Origin of the sequence: Pseudarthrobacter cellobiosi, assembly GCF_023913755.1 — a bacterium.
In the GTDB taxonomy this organism is placed as follows: domain Bacteria; phylum Actinomycetota; class Actinomycetes; order Actinomycetales; family Micrococcaceae; genus Arthrobacter; species Arthrobacter cellobiosi.
On the sequence record NZ_JAMXBJ010000045.1, the window covers coordinates 65,722 to 84,596 of the forward strand.

At 60.7% G+C, this 18,875-nt stretch carries 13 protein-coding genes; 5 read left to right on the forward strand and 8 right to left on the reverse strand.

The window, feature by feature from the left end:
- Positions 1–7: 7 nt before the first annotated feature.
- The 4 genes from murJ to trxA all read left to right on the forward strand — a co-directional run bounded on the left by murJ (position 8) and on the right by trxA (position 5,445).
- Positions 8–2,116 (forward strand): murein biosynthesis integral membrane protein MurJ, encoded by a 2,109-nt coding sequence (murJ, locus tag NG696_RS11645; protein WP_252575459.1) that lies wholly within the window; start codon positions 8–10, stop codon positions 2,114–2,116.
- 181 nt (positions 2,117–2,297) lie between these two features.
- On the forward strand, positions 2,298–3,875 hold the full coding sequence (locus tag NG696_RS11650; RefSeq protein WP_252575461.1) for a protein kinase family protein: 1,578 nt from the start codon (positions 2,298–2,300) through the stop codon (positions 3,873–3,875).
- 249 nt (positions 3,876–4,124) lie between these two features.
- Complete coding sequence (gene trxB, locus NG696_RS11655; RefSeq protein ID WP_252564331.1) at positions 4,125–5,081, forward strand: thioredoxin-disulfide reductase; 957 nt, start codon at positions 4,125–4,127, stop codon at positions 5,079–5,081.
- 37 nt (positions 5,082–5,118) lie between these two features.
- Positions 5,119–5,445: a thioredoxin gene (gene trxA, locus NG696_RS11660; RefSeq protein WP_058930642.1), complete on the forward strand. Its 327-nt coding sequence runs from the start codon at positions 5,119–5,121 to the stop codon at positions 5,443–5,445.
- A 5,467-nt stretch (positions 5,446–10,912) separates the two neighbouring features.
- Here the strand turns inward: trxA and NG696_RS11665 are convergent.
- The 8 genes from NG696_RS11665 to rpmH form a co-directional block, all read right to left on the reverse strand.
- Positions 10,913–12,205 carry a ParB/RepB/Spo0J family partition protein gene (locus NG696_RS11665; RefSeq protein WP_252564329.1) on the reverse strand — a complete coding sequence of 431 codons (1,293 nt, stop codon included), beginning with the start codon at positions 12,203–12,205 and terminating at the stop codon, positions 10,913–10,915.
- 66 nt (positions 12,206–12,271) lie between these two features.
- Positions 12,272–13,339 carry a ParA family protein gene (locus tag NG696_RS11670; RefSeq protein ID WP_308291968.1) on the reverse strand — a complete coding sequence of 356 codons (1,068 nt, stop codon included), beginning with the start codon at positions 13,337–13,339 and terminating at the stop codon, positions 12,272–12,274.
- 86 nt (positions 13,340–13,425) lie between these two features.
- A complete protein-coding gene (gene rsmG / locus NG696_RS11675) occupies positions 13,426–14,076 on the reverse strand; it encodes a 16S rRNA (guanine(527)-N(7))-methyltransferase RsmG (RefSeq protein WP_252564327.1) in 651 nt (216 codons plus the stop codon).
- Positions 14,077–14,096: 20 nt separating this feature from the next.
- The gene (locus NG696_RS11680; RefSeq protein WP_252564325.1) at positions 14,097–14,663 is read right to left on the reverse strand and encodes a Jag family protein; all 567 of its coding nucleotides are present in this window, start codon (positions 14,661–14,663) and stop codon (positions 14,097–14,099) included.
- Complete coding sequence (gene yidC / locus NG696_RS11685) at positions 14,663–15,643, reverse strand: membrane protein insertase YidC (protein ID WP_252575462.1); 981 nt, start codon at positions 15,641–15,643, stop codon at positions 14,663–14,665. The genes NG696_RS11680 and yidC overlap by 1 nt, the downstream gene beginning before the upstream one ends.
- A 16-nt stretch (positions 15,644–15,659) precedes the next feature.
- Entirely contained in the window at positions 15,660–16,055 is a 396-nt protein-coding gene (yidD, locus tag NG696_RS11690; protein ID WP_104060345.1) for a membrane protein insertion efficiency factor YidD, read from the reverse strand.
- The gene (gene rnpA / locus NG696_RS11695; RefSeq protein ID WP_056342732.1) at positions 16,048–16,458 is read right to left on the reverse strand and encodes a ribonuclease P protein component; all 411 of its coding nucleotides are present in this window, start codon (positions 16,456–16,458) and stop codon (positions 16,048–16,050) included. The genes yidD and rnpA overlap by 8 nt, the downstream gene beginning before the upstream one ends.
- Before the next feature lie 40 nt (positions 16,459–16,498).
- Entirely contained in the window at positions 16,499–16,636 is a 138-nt protein-coding gene (rpmH, locus tag NG696_RS11700; protein ID WP_003800212.1) for a 50S ribosomal protein L34, read from the reverse strand.
- Between the two features lie 468 nt (positions 16,637–17,104).
- Here rpmH and dnaA point away from each other — a divergent pair, with 468 nt between their 5' ends.
- Positions 17,105–18,526 (forward strand): chromosomal replication initiator protein DnaA, encoded by a 1,422-nt coding sequence (gene dnaA, locus NG696_RS11705; protein WP_252564317.1) that lies wholly within the window; start codon positions 17,105–17,107, stop codon positions 18,524–18,526.
- Positions 18,527–18,875 lie beyond the last annotated feature (349 nt).

Consider the following 18,875-nt stretch of genomic DNA (forward strand, 5'->3'; position numbering starts at 1 on the left):
GAACTCGATGTCAGCTACCAATCCCCCCTCCGATAAAGCAGGCCGCGCCGCCCCGAGCGGAACCGCGAGTGAAACCCGGTCCAGCGCCATCATGGCTGCAGGCACCCTGGTCTCCCGGTTCCTGGGCTTCGGCAAGACCTGGATGCTGGGTGCCGCGCTGGGCCTCGGCTCTACGGTTAACGACACGTTTATCAACGCCAACAACCTGCCCAACCTGATCTTCCTGCTGGTGGCCGGTGGTGTCTTCAACGCCGTGCTGGTGCCGCAGATCATCAAGGCGAGCAAGGCCCCGGACAGGGGAGCGGACTACATCAGCCGGCTGCTGACGCTGGCCGTGCTCCTGCTGCTGGGCCTCACCGCGCTGGTTACGCTTGCTGCTCCGTGGGTCATTGAGTTGACCACGCAGGGTTATTCGCCCCAGCAGAAGGCCTTGGCAGTAGCGTTCGCCTTCTGGTGCCTGCCCCAGATTTTCTTTTACGGCCTCTACGCCCTGCTGACGCAGGTCCTCAACGCCAACGGCGCGTTCGGACCGGCCATGTGGGCCCCCATCCTGAACAACCTGGTGGCCATTGGCGGCCTGGGCATGTTCATCTGGATCTTCGGCGAAAACGCCATGAATCCGCACACTCTGGACAACTGGGGGCCGACCCAGACCCTGCTTGTGGCCGGCTTCTCGACCGTAGGCGTTGTGGCCCAGACAGCCATTCTTCTGATCCCGGTGATCCGCCTGCGGCTAGGCCTCCGGCCCCGGTTCGGGTGGCGCGGAGTGGGCCTGGGCCAGGCAGCAAAGCTGAGCGTGTGGACGCTCCTGACGGCCGCCGTCGGGCAGTTGGCGTTCCTGTACGTCATGCGCATCGCCACCATTCCCGGCGCCGAGCGTCTCCGGCTGAAGGAGGCGGGGGATCCGGCGGCAGAGATGCTGCCCGGCAACGCCGTCCTGGAGGTGGCCAGCCAGCTATATCTGCTGCCGCACTCCATCATTGCGCTCTCGCTCGCCACTGTTCTGTTTAACCGGATGACCCGCGCTTCGCAGGATGGCAACCGCGCAGAACTCCGCGATGCCCTCTCGCACGGCCTCCGCACGATGGCGGTGGCCACCGTCTTTGGCGCGCTGGCACTCTTCGCGCTGGCGGGCCCGCTTGGCATGTTCTTCTCCGGTGGTCCGCGCCAGGACGGCGTCATGCTGGCCCAAACTCTCACCATCCTCGCTCTCAGCACCCCGTTCATGAGCGCCAACTTCATGATGTCGCGGGTCTTCTACGCCAATGAGGACGCCCGCACGCCGTTCCATATCCAGCTGCTGCTTGCCGTGGTCTACTTGGCCGGTGCCTTCGGGATCCAATTCCTGCCGGTGGGCCAGATCATCTACGCAATCGCCCTCCTGTACATGGTGGGCAATATTCTCTCGGTGGTCATCAGCGCTTATTTCCTACGCCGGCTCCTGGGCCACCTCGACGGGCCGCGGATCGCCAACTCCTATATCCGGATGGGTTATGCAGCGCTCGGTTCTGCGATCGCGGGCGCCGGTGCCCTGTGGCTGATGGGCAGCTACAGCGCCGACGGCTTCGCCTGGAAGGACCGGCTCGCCGCCCTGGTGACCGTTATCGTCGTCGGACCCATCATGCTGGTTGCCTATGTCTTCCTGCTGAAGGTCTTCCACGTTGCCGAACTCCGGGACCTCATGCGCCCCCTGTTGGGACGGCTGGGACGCGGCACCGGACCGTCCGGCGGCGCCGGGGGAACGCCGTCGTCGGCTGCGGGTGCCGACGTTTCCGGAACGGAACGTCCGACGCCGGAACGCGCCACGATCGCGGTGGACACCGGCCTGATTCCCCGGATTTCCGGCGAATTCGACGCCGCCTCATTCCGCGCAGGACCCGTACCGGAACCCCAGGCAGCGCCTACGGCGCCAGCTGACGGCGCACAAGGGGAAACTGAAGGAGTGGCTAACGGGGACACTGAACCCGCCGTGGGATACCTTCCCGCAGAGGACGTGCCCGGCACAGCGCGGGGCGGGCTGCTGCGCGACGAGATTCCCCTTCCCGGCCGGCGCACGTTCCAGGGCCAGGCCGGACAGAACCCCCATTTCAGGCCACGCCGGCCTCGAAAAAAGTGATCTTCGCGCGGTTTTTGGTTGCCTGTCGACCACGGCGGCCATAGCCGATCGGCTAGGATCGACAGTGAACAGGGGTAGTTGCAGGCAAGCGCAGACCGGCTCGCCGGCCGGCTTTTTGCCGGTTTCTGACCGGCGGTGGCATCATCTACGCCGGCATTCCCGGACAGTCTAGGAGGAACACGTGTCCCACCCGATCGACGTTGGATCAGTACTCGGCGGCCGCTACAAGGTCACAGCCACGGTATTGACCTCACACGACCAGGATCTGGTGCTGGACGGGGTGGACCAAGTTCTCAACCGACCGGTCAGCATTCTGGTCGCCGGCCCGGACAACACCGAACAGGTGGCCCAGAGCGCCCGCGAGGTGGCTACCGGTGAGCGCCCGGGTAACGTCCAGGTCCTGGACCTTGGGGTCACTGAGGCCACCACGTACCTCATCACCAACCACACGTCCGCGGCAGACCTGTTGGACCTCGTGGTTGCCTCCGACGCGCCTTACGTCGAGCCGTTCTTCACGGATACCCTGGGCAGCGAAATTTTCGGCCAGGTGCGTTCCCACGAACCGGAACCGTACGACGACGAAGAGAACGTCGACGCCGGATACATCAACTACTCGGACAATCACCCCAGCCAGGTTGACCCATTCCGGTCTGCCGCGCCGGCGGCTCCGCCGCTTGTACCCCCGGTTGTTCCAGCCCGTCCGCCGCTCCGACCGGCAGTCCGTCCGGCGTCGGGGTCTGCCAGGACCGGGGCCGCTGGAGCAGGGGCCGCTGGAGCAGGGGCCGCCGCTGCTGGCGCCACTGCTGCACATCAGCACGTCGCTGCGCCGCAACCGGTGCAGGCTGCGGAGAACCGGTCAGTTTCCGGACCGGCTGAGCCCAAGACAGGTGCGGGCTCCGATTCGCCCAAGGTTTCTTTGTGGTCTGAGGACGACTATTCCAACGGCTCCCACGACGCAGGCTACGACGAACCCGTGGTCTCCCGAGCGCCGGAACGCTCCGATCGTGCAGCGGGCGCCTTCCCGTCGCTTGCCCGGAAAGTGTCTCCGGCGGCCGCAGTACCTCCTTCCGGCGGGACGGATGACTATTACGACGACGACGACGAGCCCGAGCGTGAGCCCCGCTCCATGCGCTGGCTGGTGGGCGGGCTGCTTGCCGTGGTGCTGATTGCCGGGCTGGTCTTTGCGGTCACCAACCTGGGCAGTCTATTCAAAACGGGCCCTCAGGCCGCCCCATCCTCCACGTCGACGGGCTCCACCCAGCCAAACACCGGGTCGCCTTCACCCAACCAGAGCTCCGCACCTCCGGCGGCACCGCCGGCCATCGACAACATCACCCGGCAAGGCGATTTTGACTTCGCAGCCACCTACGACGTGGATCTTGTGAAGGCATTTGACGGCAACGCAGCCAGCTACTGGTCAGACATGGAATTTGCCACCGAGGGCTGGGGCGGCCTCGCAACCAATGGCGTGCCATTGTTCGTCAAGCTGAAGAATCCGGCGAAGGTTTCATCCATCACCCTGACTCAGCTCGGAGCCTCGGGCGGCAATCTCAGTGTCTTCACCAATGACCGTCCGTCATTGGACGGCGCCAAGCTGGTGGGGACCAACAGCTTCACGTCAACAGATCTGACCATGCCACTGGCCGAGCCGGTGGAGGCACAGTACGTGATCGTGTCCATCAAGACCCTTCCCAAGCTGGCCGCCCCGAAGACCCGCTATGGCTTTGGCATCCGCCTGGCGGAGATCAAGATCCAGTAGGACCACACCAGCGTCGTCCCCGTTGAGCCGCGGCTGTTCTGCCCGGAGCATTGCTCCGCAGTAATAGACGCGGCTCAGCTGTTTTCAGACGGTAATCTGGTAGGGCGTCCCGTCCAGGTGACGGGGTTATGGCCGCTGATGGTTCCTCCGTTCGCGCGGCACCCGGAATATTCACCACCTAGATTCAGTTGTGCCATGTGGCCGGCCGCAAAAGCCGGCGCATCGACTAAGGAAGAGGTTCACCGTTCAGTGAGCAACGCAGAAAACACCGCGTCCGAAGTACGTGATGTCATCATCGTCGGCTCGGGCCCGGCCGGGTACACGGCCGCTGTCTACACGGCGCGCGCCAACCTGAAGCCCTTGCTTCTGGCCGGATCAGTTACCGCCGGCGGCGAACTGATGAACACCACCGACGTCGAAAACTACCCAGGCTTCCCCGAAGGCATCATGGGGCCGGACCTCATGGAGAACTTCGAGAAGCAGGCAGCCCGGTTCGGAACCGAAATCCAATTCGAGGACGTCACAGCACTGGACCTCGACGGCGACATCAAGACTGTCACCATCGGTACCGGCGAGACCTTCCGGGCGCGGGCGATCATCCTGTCCACCGGATCCGCATACCGTGAGCTGGGCCTCCCGAACGAAAAGCGTCTCTCCGGACATGGTGTCAGCTGGTGTGCAACCTGCGATGGTTTCTTTTTCAAGGACCAGGAAATTGCGGTCATCGGCGGGGGAGACTCGGCGATGGAAGAAGCCCTGTTCCTGACCAAGTTCGCCAAGTCCGTCACCGTTGTGCACCGCCGCGACACACTCAAAGCTTCCAAGATTATGGCAGACCGCGCCCTGGCCCACGACAAGATTTCGTTCATCTGGAACAGCTCCGTTGAGGACGTCATCGGAACGGACAAAGTCACCGGGCTCAAGATCAAGAACCTGAAGGACGGCACCGTATCCGACCTCGCCGTCACCGGCGTCTTCGTCGCCATCGGAAACGACCCCCGCACCGACCTGGTCAAAGACTCCCTGGAGATCACGGCGGCCGGTACCATCGCCGTCGAGGGCCGGAGTTCCAAGACCAGCATCCCTGGCGTCTTCGCCGCCGGCGATGTTGTTGATCCCACCTACCGTCAGGCCATCACGGCCTCCGGGTCCGGATGTGTTGCCGCGATCGACGTGGAACACTACCTCGCAGACCTTCACGCGTAATCTCGCGTACCCGCCGTTCGAAGAGAGAGACAAGGTTATGAGCAACGCTAAAGACGTAACAGATGCAAGTTTTGCTGCGGACGTACTGTCCGCCGACAAGCCAGTAATTGTGGACTTCTGGGCTGAATGGTGCGGCCCCTGCCGCAAGCTGGGACCCATCCTCGACGAGATCTCGGTCGAATACAGCGAGAAGGTTAATGTCGTCAAGCTCAACGTCGACGACAACCCCGCCATCGCCGCCGAGTACGGAATCACGTCCATCCCTGCCGTTTACCTCTTCCAGGACGGCCAGGTGAAGAGCACTGTTATCGGTGCGAGGCCGAAGCAGTTCTTCGAAAAGGAATTTGCGGACGTCCTGTCCTAATCAGGTAGGGGACTTCTGTCCCATATGACCGGTGACACCGGCCTGTGGCCACTGCTTCCATGAAGCGGTGGCCACGGGCCTTTAAGACCGAGCCCGTCGAAGCACAACCACATTGCATCAACCGTCAATTGTTTCCTAACTTCACTGGTTGCTCAGAGTCGCTCCTGGAGACCCAGTGCAGGGATGAGCGTCCTATCTATGAGGGCTGGTGGGCTGAAATCTCCGACTAGTCGCCCGGTCGTCATCCCAAAGTCCGGGTTTCCAGCTTCGGATTCTTGTTTCACGTGAAACATTGGCAGTCGAGATGCAGGGCCTCGTACGTCTGGTCTCGTTCACGTGAGGGAATGGCGCACGACAATGGGAGACTTCGCAGGACGTGCGGTCTTCGTTGGATTCGGCCGCCGGGCCGCGGCAAGAACGCATAGGTTCGCCGACAGTGGACAGAGTGTTCCCAGATTCCACCTCGCTACGGATTTCTTATGCCCGACGACGCGATCCTGAATGCTCTGTTTCACGTGAAACATTGGCGATCGAGATGCAGGGCATCATGTGGAACATCGACAATCGCCAATCCAAGCGGCGCACGCTGTGACCACGTTCGCCGGACGGGCGCAATTTTCTTCGACGTCAGTGCATGCTGTTCCTTCCATTCGAGTGCCGTTGTCGCACGACATGCCGCTCCGATTCAGTTTGACCCACTTGATTCAGTTCAGTCCACCGACAGTAGATCAATCCATCCAGCCTTGCACGATCGCTACGGTCATACTCTGCGCACTGATGCGTCCCCGCGCTATGTTTCACGTGAAACACTGCCCAAACCTGCAAGAGTCTGCCCCCTCCTGCTGCTACTGGCCTGTCCGACGGCACTTCGAGCCAGTCCTTATGGATTGGGTGCACGCGATGTAGCCGTATTGCGTCCAGTCCATCGCTGAGGAGAATATCCGCGTCACGCTCGGACAATAGATCGAACTCTGAGCAGCGTAAGACAATTGGATTAGGTGGCCTAGTGGACTTCCCGCCCAGTTTCATCTCGCCGGCAAAAATATGGAACGGGAACATCGGACTACCGGAAACACCCCGACCGGGCCAGCGTTCCAGTCACGCTAGCCGCCCGTGGTTTGAATCAAACGCCGATACTCTCGCAGTTGACGCCTAGAAGAACGGGGTTCCAAGAGTTGGTCAGACTCGATGCCGGTGGTCGGGGGAGTCGGGGCTGGCCGGAGGAAGCCAAGGGACGCCGGGGGAAGCCAGGTGTCTGCTTGACGCAAGGATCCGAGCCACTGGAATAGATCCCTCACATCAAACGGCACTGGCCCCTCGTAAATAGCTGCCCGGTCGGAAATGCGTACAAGCCTCATCGCCAAACCGCAGCACGTCGGTAACCTGCCGCGACGGTATCCAGTTCAGTGGCAGCCTGACCAGTTGCAACAGTCCAGTCTTGTCCACCGCATGTCGACGACACAGCAACGGGCAACTCAAGATTCAGCGACCCCGCTAGCACACTCACACAGTGTTGGGAACCCGCCAGCACAGACAAGTTGCCTACGGACGAATTCTGGACCGTGGGCCTGGAGACTCACAAAGCCCATCCGCCGCTACCTCCAGCCTCGGATGGTGGTTCGGGAGCCGCCCGGAGGCCCCGCGTCGCGCAATCGACCTGTGCTCGCCGCTCGGGTTGGCCCATTCGGGCTCATCGTCCAATTGTGACAGGTGTCCATTGATGCCGATGGCGAAGGGCAGCACATGCGGAGATAGTCTAAGTCAGATATTGCCCTGGGCCTCGCCCAACGACCGCCTCGACACACACTTGTTCCGGCCTCTTCCCTTGACAAGGCCGTACTCGTCTCAACGGGACCATACCGGGAGACCTCCTGCGCGACACTGGTGCGGGCCAGCAAAGCCGGCATGAGGACACAGATGCTCTTCCACGCCAGACTGTTTCACGTGAAACATGCTCGGCCCCAGCGACGACTTCGTGGATGGCAGCACCTCGAGCGTACTGTTTCACGTGAAACGAACTGAGCGAAAACGTCGTCCATGCCTTCTCGGGATGGGATGCTCAGGACACCGGCCTCGCATGTGTTGGATGCTAACTTCTGAGGCCAACTGCCAGATGGCCGCAACCCCACATGAAGCTCGTTGCGCCATGATCGACAGTTCGTGTATACGCGGAGCACCCATGCACAGCCCCGGCATACGAGGGCACATACTCCAGACCCAGGTATGCTCTACACTGCCCGGCGCCCCCAATCCTGCCGCCGGGCCCTATGCAAGCTTGCGTGACGGCTGAGCCCTCGCCCAAGCCCTGCGGTCTGCTGCATCGATGGGGGACCATCAGCCTGAACCTGGCCTGGCCTGGAAGAAGGTGATCGCCGTGTATCTGCCCGTGGCCCAAATAGGCGCTGTGGCTTCGCCGCCACGCACATCTCTGTTCGCAAGATCGCTACGGCTGCCGTCCAGTCAGTGAAGGACGGTACCAGAGCCGCCTTGCTCGGTCATCAGCCAAGGACGGTACCGAAGCCGCCTGCCCGGTCGTCAACATGTCAGTCCGCACTGCAGCTCCCGACGGGAACGGCACGCATCGGAATGCGCCGATAGGATGCGCGTCTGAGCAAGGCACAAAGCACCCAGCTGCGAACGCATGCTAGGGCAGGTCATGAATCAGCTGGCTCATGCCGGCATTCCTGGTCGAACGGCGGAGCCCTAGATGCCCGACCAACTCCACCTGCAAAGGGCTAGACCAGGTGATAAATGTCAGCGGGTGACGGAATCGTACCCATCTGAAGTGTGACTGTTCGGTTCGACCGGAGGGTTCCATCGCGTTGATGTTCCACCGAATTCGAAGTTATCCCCAAATGTTATCCACACCTATATCCACAGGCTTATCCACCGGCCTGCAAATCGTGGATGCAGTACCCCTAGGGCGGGACTTGAGATCAGCCGACACACCCAAGCCGGCGCTTCTCCCAGGACAACTACCACGGAAGAAGCGCTTGTTCACATAGGACTGGAAATATCGCCGGAAATCCAACTATTGACGTCGCTTTCCGTCTCGAAAGAGAGTCTGGATCGGCCTCGGTAATGTTTCACGTGAAACGGTACAGCAGACGCTATCCGATGCGCGTGCGGACTACTCGTTTCAGGATCTGCTGGTGTGGGCAGAATCTCTTCGTGATGCCTGCCACCACGCAATCTATCCACAAAGTTATCCACAGCGATATCCACCGCGATATCCACCGCGCAGTTCACACCTACGGGCCCAAGGCTGTCTTGGCTCCATCTATTGTTGTGGCGAGTCTGCCGCGCACCATGATGAAGAGTGGGCCGAAGACTCATAGTCTTTCGGCAGTCTCTTTCCCTAAACCAGACTCCTGTCCGACTGGCTAAAGCTGATTCATCTTCCGCCGGGCCATGGCCGGACGTGGTTGCTACTGTGGTCGCTACCCGATCGGATCCGTACCTTTCCGAACAGTCCCGTCTGTCCCGAACTGCTGCACAGAAAGACGACTCGGCTTCCAAATTCCTTCCTCTCCCGGACACTCCGAGACTGGGCCTGTTCTGTCCACCCCGCGGTCAGGTCCTAGAGGGGGCGAAGCCAAGTCGTGGAGCTGGTCTAGAAACGCACTATGGCGAGCTGCCCGGCGTCATGCTGTGACGTCTTGGAATGTAGCAGTCCTGCCCATGGATGGTGGTTCCAGATGAGGCAGCCGGCGACCCTATTGGCCAAGCCAGGGGATCGATGCGCACTCCTGAGATTCGTGTGTATCGAGGCGCCCTGCAGATTCGATTCCGTCGACTTCCCATCTCCACAGAAGACTATTCAACGAAAGGCCCGTTGGGGCCAAGGTCGTACCTGCCTGCATTCCTGCAGAGACTACCCGTGCGCCGGCGGCGGCCCGCAGCGCCGCCCTAGCCCGTCTCTTCTGAGCTGCCCCAAGCCCAGGGATCGACGCTGGCTATCAGCTCACGGCTCCTCGGATGCTCCTGGAAGCGTTCTACCCAGGCTAGCATCCCGTCAGATGAAACTGAGGCGCCAGGGTCGGGCCACCACGGACGTGAACATGCCGTGCCCCCGGCCATGTCCCGCCTCTGGATGCTGGCCCTCTGGACGGCCTGCCAAGGTCCCCTGAGCCCCGGGCCGCCATCCGCTAGTTCAGCAGCACGCTGCCTGCAGCGGATTCGACACGGCCGGCGAGGGGAGTGGGGCGGCATCATCCTCGTTGCGTGAAAAGACCATCATCGGTTCTGAGCCATACACTCCAAGAACGCCAAACCATCTGTTCCTTCGGCGGTCGAGATAGGACGGACTCCGGGCTGTGGTCATTGAATCCCTGACGCAGCCGGCTCACTGGCGCCGTCGGGCCATGGGGAGATGCCAGGCACGGGACGCTGGACTCGTCGCGATGTTTCACGTGAAACCCATTGGAAGACCACTGGGTTTGCAGGCCGAGCCTGCTAAGCAATCTCGGCTACCTTCACGAACCTCAGTGAACTGCCTCTGAAGGAGTGTTTCTGTCCGTCCCTGGCTGCCGGCGAAGTCCCTCGGATGCTGCAAACCGGACTTCACTTCACCGCAGCCGCAGATCAGATGACGCGTTGGCGACATCATGCGTCGTGACCTCTAGGTCATACCAACTTCATGTTCGTTCTCGATGAGGCCGCCGCCTAGATCCGGCACTTACCCTGTTGATGTTTCACGTGAAACAGCCACCGAGAGGCGCCCTCCCATCTGAACCTGACTTTGTCGAACCCGGATATTGCCGAACCAGATTGAAGGTCAGAATACTATCTGGCGACAGGTCCGGGGCAGACGCCCATCCTGGCGCATCCCCGTAGTCAACGAGCCAGCCGGAGGCTGAGGCCAACAGCTGCACGGGTGCGCACGCTGCACACCAGCTCCCTGGAAGAGAACGGGGCAAGAGCAACGAACACGGGATTCCCGCCGCTTCGCAGGATGAGCACCGCACCGACCGATGGAAATTGTGTGAATCGACGCATTCTTGACTGTTCGGAGCAACGGAACCCACTGGGTGCACAGCATCAAGAGTCGCATCGTAGTGTCCAGCGTTCCGCCGAATCCTCCACTCGTACCTGACTGCTCGTCTTGAGAGTTGGCGGCTCCACCACCTTCATCTCTCCCAGTGCCCACCTCCAGTGGGTCAGCAAACCCGAGCCACAGAATTCCACCGCTGCCGTAGGAACACAAGCAGAGGCGCCACTCGTTGGAGGAGTCCAGTCCTTGGAGGAGTTCAAGGCAGTGGACAGAGCCAAACTCGCGTCCCACAACCAAGAACTATTCCATCGGGCTCCGGCGTACGCCATACGAACCGCGGGCTCTGGCTTCCGCGGCGCTTCACAACCACAATGGTCACAGCCAGTATCAGCTCCGGAGTGCAAAGATGGCGTCGATACAGACGAAAGAAGGGCCTGTTTCACGTGAAACAGGCCCTTCTTTGAACACGGAACGCTAGTTTTCAGATCCTGGCGCAAGAACTTCCATGATGCGGTTCAGGTCTTCAACACTGGCGAATTCAATGCTGACTCGCCCCTTGCGGACACCCAGGGAAATCTTGACGTTGGTGTCTAAGCGGTCTGACAGCGAGGATGCAAGATAGTCCAGGCGCTCATGGCGGGCTCCCGGACGAGGGATGTTGTTCTTGGCAGGCTTCGCAGGATCCTGATAGAGAGTGACGGCCTCTTCGGTTGCCCGAACAGACATGCCTTCAGCCACGATCTTCTGGGCGAGGCGTTCCATGGCTGCTGCATCCGGCAGGGCGAGCAGCGCGCGCGCGTGGCCAGCGGAAATAACGCTGGCCGCCACACGACGCTGAACCAGGGGCGGAAGTTTGAGGAGACGCAGCGTGTTCGAAACCTGGGGACGTGAACGGCCAATGCGGTCCGCAAGCTGCTCGTGAGTGGTTCCGAAGTCTTCAAGCAGCTGCTGGTAGGCCGCCGCCTCTTCCAGCGGGTTCAACTGGCTTCGATGCAGGTTCTCCAGCAGTGCATCCCTGAGGAGGTCATCATCCGTGGTGTCCCGGACAATGGCAGGGATGGTCGCCATCCCGGCCGCCTGTACTGCCCTCCAGCGACGCTCACCCATCACCAGCTCGTACGGTTCTCCACCTTCTTCGGTTGAAGTACGAACCACAATTGGCTGGAGGACGCCGATCTCGCGCACGGAGTGGATGAGCTCCGCCATGTCATCGTCATCGAAGACTGAGCGGGGCTGTTTACGGTTCGGATGGATGTCGGTGACCGGAATCTCGGCGAAACGCACGCCGGGGACTTCCACAAGATCAACACCGTTGTCCGGCGTACTGCTCAGGGCTTCAGGTGCCTCGGATGCAGACTCGTCAGTCGCGCCTTCAACCGGCGCGGGCGCAGGGTCCACCGTCGATGTAGCTGCACCGCCCTTTACCGGAGCTTTCGCAGGAGCCTTGGCGGGAACTTTAGCGGCCGGCGGCTTGTCTGCTGCCTTGGCTGGCGGATTCGCGGGGGAGGCCGTTCTCGGCGCGGCTGTTTTCTTCGTTACCGATGCGTCGTTGGCCTGAGCCGGCGCAACCGACTCGGAAGATGATGCATCTGAAGCTGCCCCACCGTTCCCTGAAGCATCGTCAGAGGAAGCGACTTTCTTACGGCCTTCCGGGAAGAAGAGATCCACAGGCCGCGACACAGCGCTGCCGTTGCCCGACGCACTACCGGCGGAACTTGGAATGAGTGCGCCAAGACCGCGGCCTAGGCCACGTCGCTTTTCGCTCATGGATAAATCCCTCCGATGGAAGAGCCAGACCTTGTCGGACTCCGGTTGTTGCAGTTCTTGAAGATTCTAGCGTTCAGCGATTTCGGCTGCGGCTTCCAGGTAAGACAGGGCTCCACTGGAGGAAGGATCGTAGGTCATGACGGTCTGCTGGTAGCTCGGAGCTTCTGAAATCCGAACGGAGCGGGGGACTACAGCACCAAGGACCTGCTCGGGGAAGTGCAGACGGACTTCCGCTGCCACCTGGGCTGCAAGGTTGGTTCGGCCGTCATACATCGTGAGGAGAATAGTGGAGACCACCAGATCCGCATTCAGGTGCTTCTGGATCATCTCAATGTTCTTAAGGAGCTGGCTGAGGCCCTCCAGGGCGTAGTACTCACACTGGATGGGGATTAGGACCTCACCGGCAGCACAGAAGGCATTAACTGTGAGCAACCCGAGGCTCGGCGGGCAGTCAATGAAGATGTAGTCGAGGCGTTCTTCGCCATTCTTCGCCCGGGTCTTGGCATAGACATCGATCGCCCTGCGGAGCCGCTGTTCACGGGCCACAAGCGAAACAAGCTCAATCTCCGCGCCGGCCAGGTGAATGGTGGCAGGAGCACAGATCAGGTTACTGATGTCCGGGCAGGGAGCCACCACGTCAGCAAGAGGGAAATCGTTGATGAGGACGTCGTAGATGCTGTCCACATCGGCATGGTGCTCGACGCCGAGGGCGGTCGAGGCGTTGCCCTGGGGATCGATGTCAATGACCAGGACGTTCAGGCCGGCTGCGGCCAGGGCAGCGGCGATGTTCACGGTGGTGGTGGTCTTGCCGACCCCACCCTTCTGGTTGGACACCGTGAAGATACGGGTCTTCTCCGGCTTGGGAAGTTTCCGGCCAACCAGCCGTTCGCGGCGCCTGGTTTCGTGCGCGAGCTCCCGGGCGATAGGACTGGAGTCGTCCATGGTGTCCATGACGTTGATCCTGCCCCCCGTTGTTGTTTCACGTGAAACAGAGGCAAGATTTGCCATCTCTGAAACCGGATTAGGGTGACTTTCCCCTCGTCCCGGCGCGGATCCCATGCCAGCAACTGATCGTGCTGACCCCAAAGACACGAACGGGGGTATCCGTTGTGTGGAGGCTTCGCTACTGGTCACTGGGACACACTCACTCTCGTTCGGCTTTTGCTGCCGTTGTCTAGCCTAACCTCTTCGCCCTGCAGACCAAGGCTACCGGGCCCGGACTAGGAGATCTTTCGGGACTTGTTGACGACGATCCGTACCACTGTGGTGGGTTCCTCCAGGAGGTTTTCACCGACAGTCACTACAGATGTCTGGACACCACCGAGTTTCCGGATGACCTTCGCTGCTTTTTCGATTTCCTCGCCTGCACTGCGTCCCTTAATGGCCACAACCTCGCCCTTGCCGGCGAGCAGGGGGATGGTCAGGCCAGCGAGGTTGCTCAGCGCGGAAACAGCACGGGCAGTCACAACATCAGCGTCCACCATGCCGACTGCCAGTTCAGCGCGGGTCCGCATCACCGTGACGTTTGTCAGGCCCAGATCGTCCACCACTTCCTGGAGCCAGATCACCCGGCGTTCCAGCGGTTCGATCAGTGTCAGTTGAAGGTCCGGCCGCGCGATGGCGAGGCAGAGTCCGGGAAGACCAGCCCCGCTTCCGACGTCGGCAACATGGCTGCCGTGCGCGATCTCGCTTTCGATGACGGCACAGTTGAGGACGTGCCGGCTCCACAACCGTGGGATCTCGCGCGGCCCTATCAGCCCGCGTTCCGTTCCGGACGTGGCCAGGTGGTCTACGTAGCGTTTGGCCAGGTCCAGGCGGTCACCGAAAATCTTCTCGGCCGCCAGCAATTCTGCTGCCGTGATGTCAACCATTATTAGCGGTTCAGCATTCTCTAGTCTGCGGATACTACGATGTGACGCCCGGCGCCTTCGCCCTCGGACTCGCTGACGAGTCCCAGGTCAGCGACGGCGTCATGAACGATTTTACGTTCGTAGGCACTCATCGGCTCCAGTGCCACGGCCTTGCCGGACTCCTTGACCGAAGCTGCCGCATCCTCGGCGATCTTCTGGAGATGCCCGGCGCGCTGCTGACGGTAGCCGTTGATGTCCAAGACCAGGCGTGAGCGGTTCTCCGTTGCGGAGAGGACAGAAAGCCGGGTCAGTTCCTGAAGGGCTTCCAGGACTTCGCCGTCTTCGCCGACGAGGCTGTCGAGACCATCGGTTTCGTCCTCGGCAACGATGGAAATGTAAGTTCGGCCGTTCCGGACTTCGATGTCAATGTCGCCGTCGATGTCAGCGATATCAAGGAGTTCCTCCAGGTAATCGGCAGCAACGTCGCCTTCCTCTTCGAGGCGGCTGGCAGCGGATCCCTTGGGCGAATCATCGGCGTCCGTCGAGGCTTCGTCCTGATCGTCAATGACCTCGTCGGAAAGGGCGTGTTCGGTGCTTTCGGCTGACATTACTTTTTCTTCCTGTTCTTACGCTGGGGCTGGACGCGCTGTCCCTTTTGCTCGATGATCGCAGCTGCGGCAGCTGCCTCCGCTTCGGCGTCGGCCTTCTTCCCGCCCAGAATGGGCAGGGCCGGCAGGCCCTTGGCAGCCCGGCGCTCGGCGAGTGCCTTGGCGGCGGGGGATCCCGGCGTCGGCATGCGGCGGATGACGAAGAACTGCTGCGCCATGGTCCAGAGGTTGGTGGTGGTCCAGTAGATGAGGACACCGATGGGGAAGTTGATGCCACCCACACCGAATACGATGGGCAGGATGTAGAGCATCATTTTCTGCTGGCGCATGAACGGGCTGGCCATGGCCTCTTCAGACATGTTCTTGGCCATGATCTGCTTCTGCGTGATGAACTGCGACGCCGTCATGGCCAGGATCATCACGATCGACAGCGTCCACACGGCCACCACGTTGCCGCCCTCAGGCGTTCCGTGCAGCAGGGTTGCCGACAACGGAGCACCAAAAATGCTCGACTCGTCGAACTGGACAACCTGTTCGTGGCTCATGGCCCCGATGCCCTTGCCCTGGTCACGGGCGGTGCTGATGCCGGACAAAACCTGGAAGAGCGCGAAGAAGAACGGCATCTGGATCAGCATGGGCAAGCAGGCAGAGAACGGGTTGGTTCCGTGCTTCTTGTACATGGCCATCTGTTCCTGCGCCATTGCCTGGCGGGAGAGCTGGTCAGTCTTGCCCTTGTACTTGTCCTGGAGTTTCTTCAAGTCCGGCTGGAGCAGCTGCATGCCACGCTGCGCCTTGATCTGCTTGACGAATACTGGGATCAGGGCGGCACGGATCACCAGCACCAGCCCGATGATGGACAGCGTCCACGTCCAGCCTGAAGCCTCAGGCAGCCCGATGCTGCTCAGGCCCTCGTGGAAGCCAACCATGATGATGGAAACCAGCCACTTGAACGGAAACATGATTGTTTCAAAGAAGTCCATACGATATCCCTATTCGTCAGGCCGCAAGGCGGCCTTCTCCATCAGTCTGAGCAGCCAGGTACTTGTCCGGGTTGTTCAGCACAACAATTGTGGGGGTCCGGTGATCGGGCCAGTGGCGGTGGCCGGCGGGGACATGGTCCACACCGCCGGCATTCCACGGATGGCAGCGCACAAGGCGACGGGCCGCGAGCCAGCTGCCCTTCACTGCCCCATGGACAGTGATCGCCTCAAGGGCGTACGCCGAGCAGGAAGGAAAGAAACGGCAGACCTGGCCATACAAGGGAGAAATCACCTTGCGGTAGGCCATCAGCAGCAGAATAAGAATGTTCCTGGGCAGGTTCCAGAGGAAGGTACCCACGGCGGCAGCAACAGGATGAAGGTAGTGGACGACGGCGGCAGTTACCTTACGCACGCTGTGTCCCTTCCTGTGTTGTACCGGTTGAACCGTTTACAGCAGCCCGCGGAAGGCGGCTGCCCAACCGGCTCATTGTTGATTCCAGTGCGGCGTTGTAGTCCGCCAGCAGTTGATCCCAGCTGGCGGCAGCGGACGCAGGCAGCGCCCGGACCACTATGGCGAACCCGGTACCGTACTCGCGCAGCGAGGCAGCACCGGCTTCTCTCAGTCTCCTCTTAACGAGGTTCCTGACCACAGCGTTCCCGACACCTTTGGAAACGATGAACCCGATCCGGCTGGGTTCGTCGGCAGCAATAGCTGCCGCATATAACACTACGTTCCGGCGTCCATTGCGGACACCGGAACGTACAGTTGTTGAAAAATCGGTTGCAGTCCTCAAACGGTTACGGGTGGCCAGCACCTTAAACTCGCAAAGAAAAGTTAACCGACGAGTCAGTTATCTAGGCCGACAGTTCGGTGCGGCCCTTGCCACGACGGGCTGCCAGGATGGCACGGCCGGCACGGGTACGCATACGAAGGCGGAAGCCGTGCTTCTTGGCTCGACGGCGGTTATTCGGCTGAAAAGTCCGCTTGCTCACGTTAGTTACTCCAGTGGATCAAAGGTGCGCCCACCCGATCAGTAAAAGGGGAAGAACTGGCCGACGCTAAGTTTTGTATATGCACACTTCCCCCGGCTGCTCAAACGCGGTGCGCCAGAGAGATTCAGAAGGGGCCAAAAAGCGTACACAAAGGACTTCACAACGTTAGGGCAAAATGCCTGCCAGAGTCAAACCGGGGTAGCCCCGGGTCCCTGTCGCCGGCTGTGGTTAACCTGGCCCCACAGCCTGTGGATGAAGTGGCTCACAGGGCTGTTTTCGAACCACAACGGTGTAATTATCCACAAGCTACTTCCCAGCTATCTTCTGGCCTTTTGTTCCCCTAGAGTGGCTCAGTAGCCGATTATCCACGGACTGTGCATAACCCTGTGGATGAAGCTGAACCAGCATCCTGGTTCGGGACTTGGGGCTGCACGTAATGCAGGCACGCAAGTTTTGAGGAACTGATTGATGACAGTAGACGAAGCCAACCACGCCAATACTGTCGGAAGTTCCTGGCGTCGAGTTGTGAGCCTGCTCGAGCAGGACGACCGCGTTTCTCCACGGCAGCGGGGCTTTGTCATCCTGGCCCAGGCACAGGGCTTGATCGGATCCACCCTCCTGGTGGCCGTTCCCAACGAACTGACCCGTGAAGTCCTTCAGACCCAGGTCAAGGACGCCCTGGATGACGCCCTGCATAACGTTTTCTCCGAGGACATCCGCTGCGCGATCGACGTGGACACCGATCTGGTGCCGCTCCACAAGGAGCCGGAACCCGTCGTCGAACCTTCCTACTCGCCGGACCAGCTGATCGAACAGAAGCCGCAGCCGATGCTGCCGAGCACTTCCCACGAATTCGGCCGTCTCAACCCTAAGTACGTCTTCGATACTTTTGTGATCGGTTCATCCAACCGCTTTGCCCATGCAGCTGCTGTGGCCGTGGCCGAAGCGCCCGCCAAGGCCTACAACCCGCTGTTCATCTACGGTGATTCCGGGCTTGGCAAGACCCACCTCCTGCACGCGATCGGCCACTATGCCCGCCGCCTGTACAGCGGAATCCGGGTCCGGTACGTGAATTCCGAAGAGTTCACCAACGACTTCATCAACTCCATCCGCGATGACGAAGGCGCCAGCTTCAAGACCACGTACCGCAACGTGGACGTGCTGCTGATCGATGACATCCAGTTCCTGGCCGGCAAGGACCGGACGCTGGAGGAGTTCTTCCACACGTTCAACTCCCTGCACAACAACAACAAACAGGTGGTCATCACCTCGGATCTGCCGCCCAAGCAGCTGGCAGGTTTCGAGGACCGGATGAAGTCCCGCTTCGAGTGGGGCCTCCTCACCGACATCCAGCCGCCCGAGCTCGAGACCCGCATCGCCATCCTGCGGAAGAAGGCGCTCAGCGAAGGTCTCTCCGCCCCGGACGATGCCCTGGAATACATCGCTTCCAAGATCTCCAGCAATATCCGCGAACTCGAGGGCGCACTGATCCGGGTGACGGCATTCGCCAGCCTGAACCGCCAGCCGGTCGATGTTGCGTTGGCTGAGATGGTCCTGAAGGACCTCATCACGGACGACGGCGCCCAGGAAATCACGTCGAGCCAGATCCTGATCCAGACGGCCGAGTACTTCAAGCTCACCATGGAGGAACTCTGCAGCAAGTCCCGTACGCGCACGCTGGTGACCGCCCGGCAGATCGCCATGTACCTCTGCCGCGAGCTCACGGACATGTCCCTGCCGAAGATCGGCCAGGAACTCGGCGGCCGCGACCACACCACGGTGATCCACGCAGACCGCAAGATCCGTGAGCTGATGGCTGAGCGTCGTGTGATCTACAACCAGGTCACCGAACTCACCAACAGGATCAAGCAGCAGCAGCGCAACTCCTGAGCTGTCGCCTCTATACCTTATTAACAGGTGCATGTGGATAACCCTGTGGATACTTAAGGGGACAACCGAGCTTAATGGGCTTAAAACCCTTAAGCCGCCTGTGGATCAGCGAAAACCCAAAAAATGTTATCCCCATCCACAGCCTGTTTAAAACCTGCGTCACCCACAATCCATGAACAGGGCTTAACCGCTGGATCCTGCGGCCGGATCGAGTTATCCACAGTATCCACAGCAGTTATTAACACTACTAATCCCAAGAAATTGATTTCCCTCAAATAACAATCTCGATCCGCGCCCCGAACCGGCCCAGGCCCAAGGGCCTCCGGACCCCAGGCGTCCTGACCGGGGA

Excerpts from the sequence above, each read along its gene's own strand:
- murJ (WP_252575459.1), top strand. The coding sequence starts at position 8 with ATGTCAGCTACCAATCCCCCCTCCGATAAAGCAGGCCGCGCCGCCCCG.
- rsmG (WP_252564327.1), bottom strand. The coding sequence starts at position 14,076 with ATGGTTGACATCACGGCAGCAGAATTGCTGGCGGCCGAGAAGATTTTC.
- trxA (WP_058930642.1), top strand. The coding sequence starts at position 5,119 with ATGAGCAACGCTAAAGACGTAACAGATGCAAGTTTTGCTGCGGACGTA.
- NG696_RS11665 (WP_252564329.1), bottom strand. The coding sequence starts at position 12,205 with ATGAGCGAAAAGCGACGTGGCCTAGGCCGCGGTCTTGGCGCACTCATT.
- NG696_RS11680 (WP_252564325.1), bottom strand. The coding sequence starts at position 14,663 with ATGTCAGCCGAAAGCACCGAACACGCCCTTTCCGACGAGGTCATTGAC.
- yidC (WP_252575462.1), bottom strand. The coding sequence starts at position 15,643 with ATGGACTTCTTTGAAACAATCATGTTTCCGTTCAAGTGGCTGGTTTCC.
- dnaA (WP_252564317.1), top strand. The coding sequence starts at position 17,105 with ATGACAGTAGACGAAGCCAACCACGCCAATACTGTCGGAAGTTCCTGG.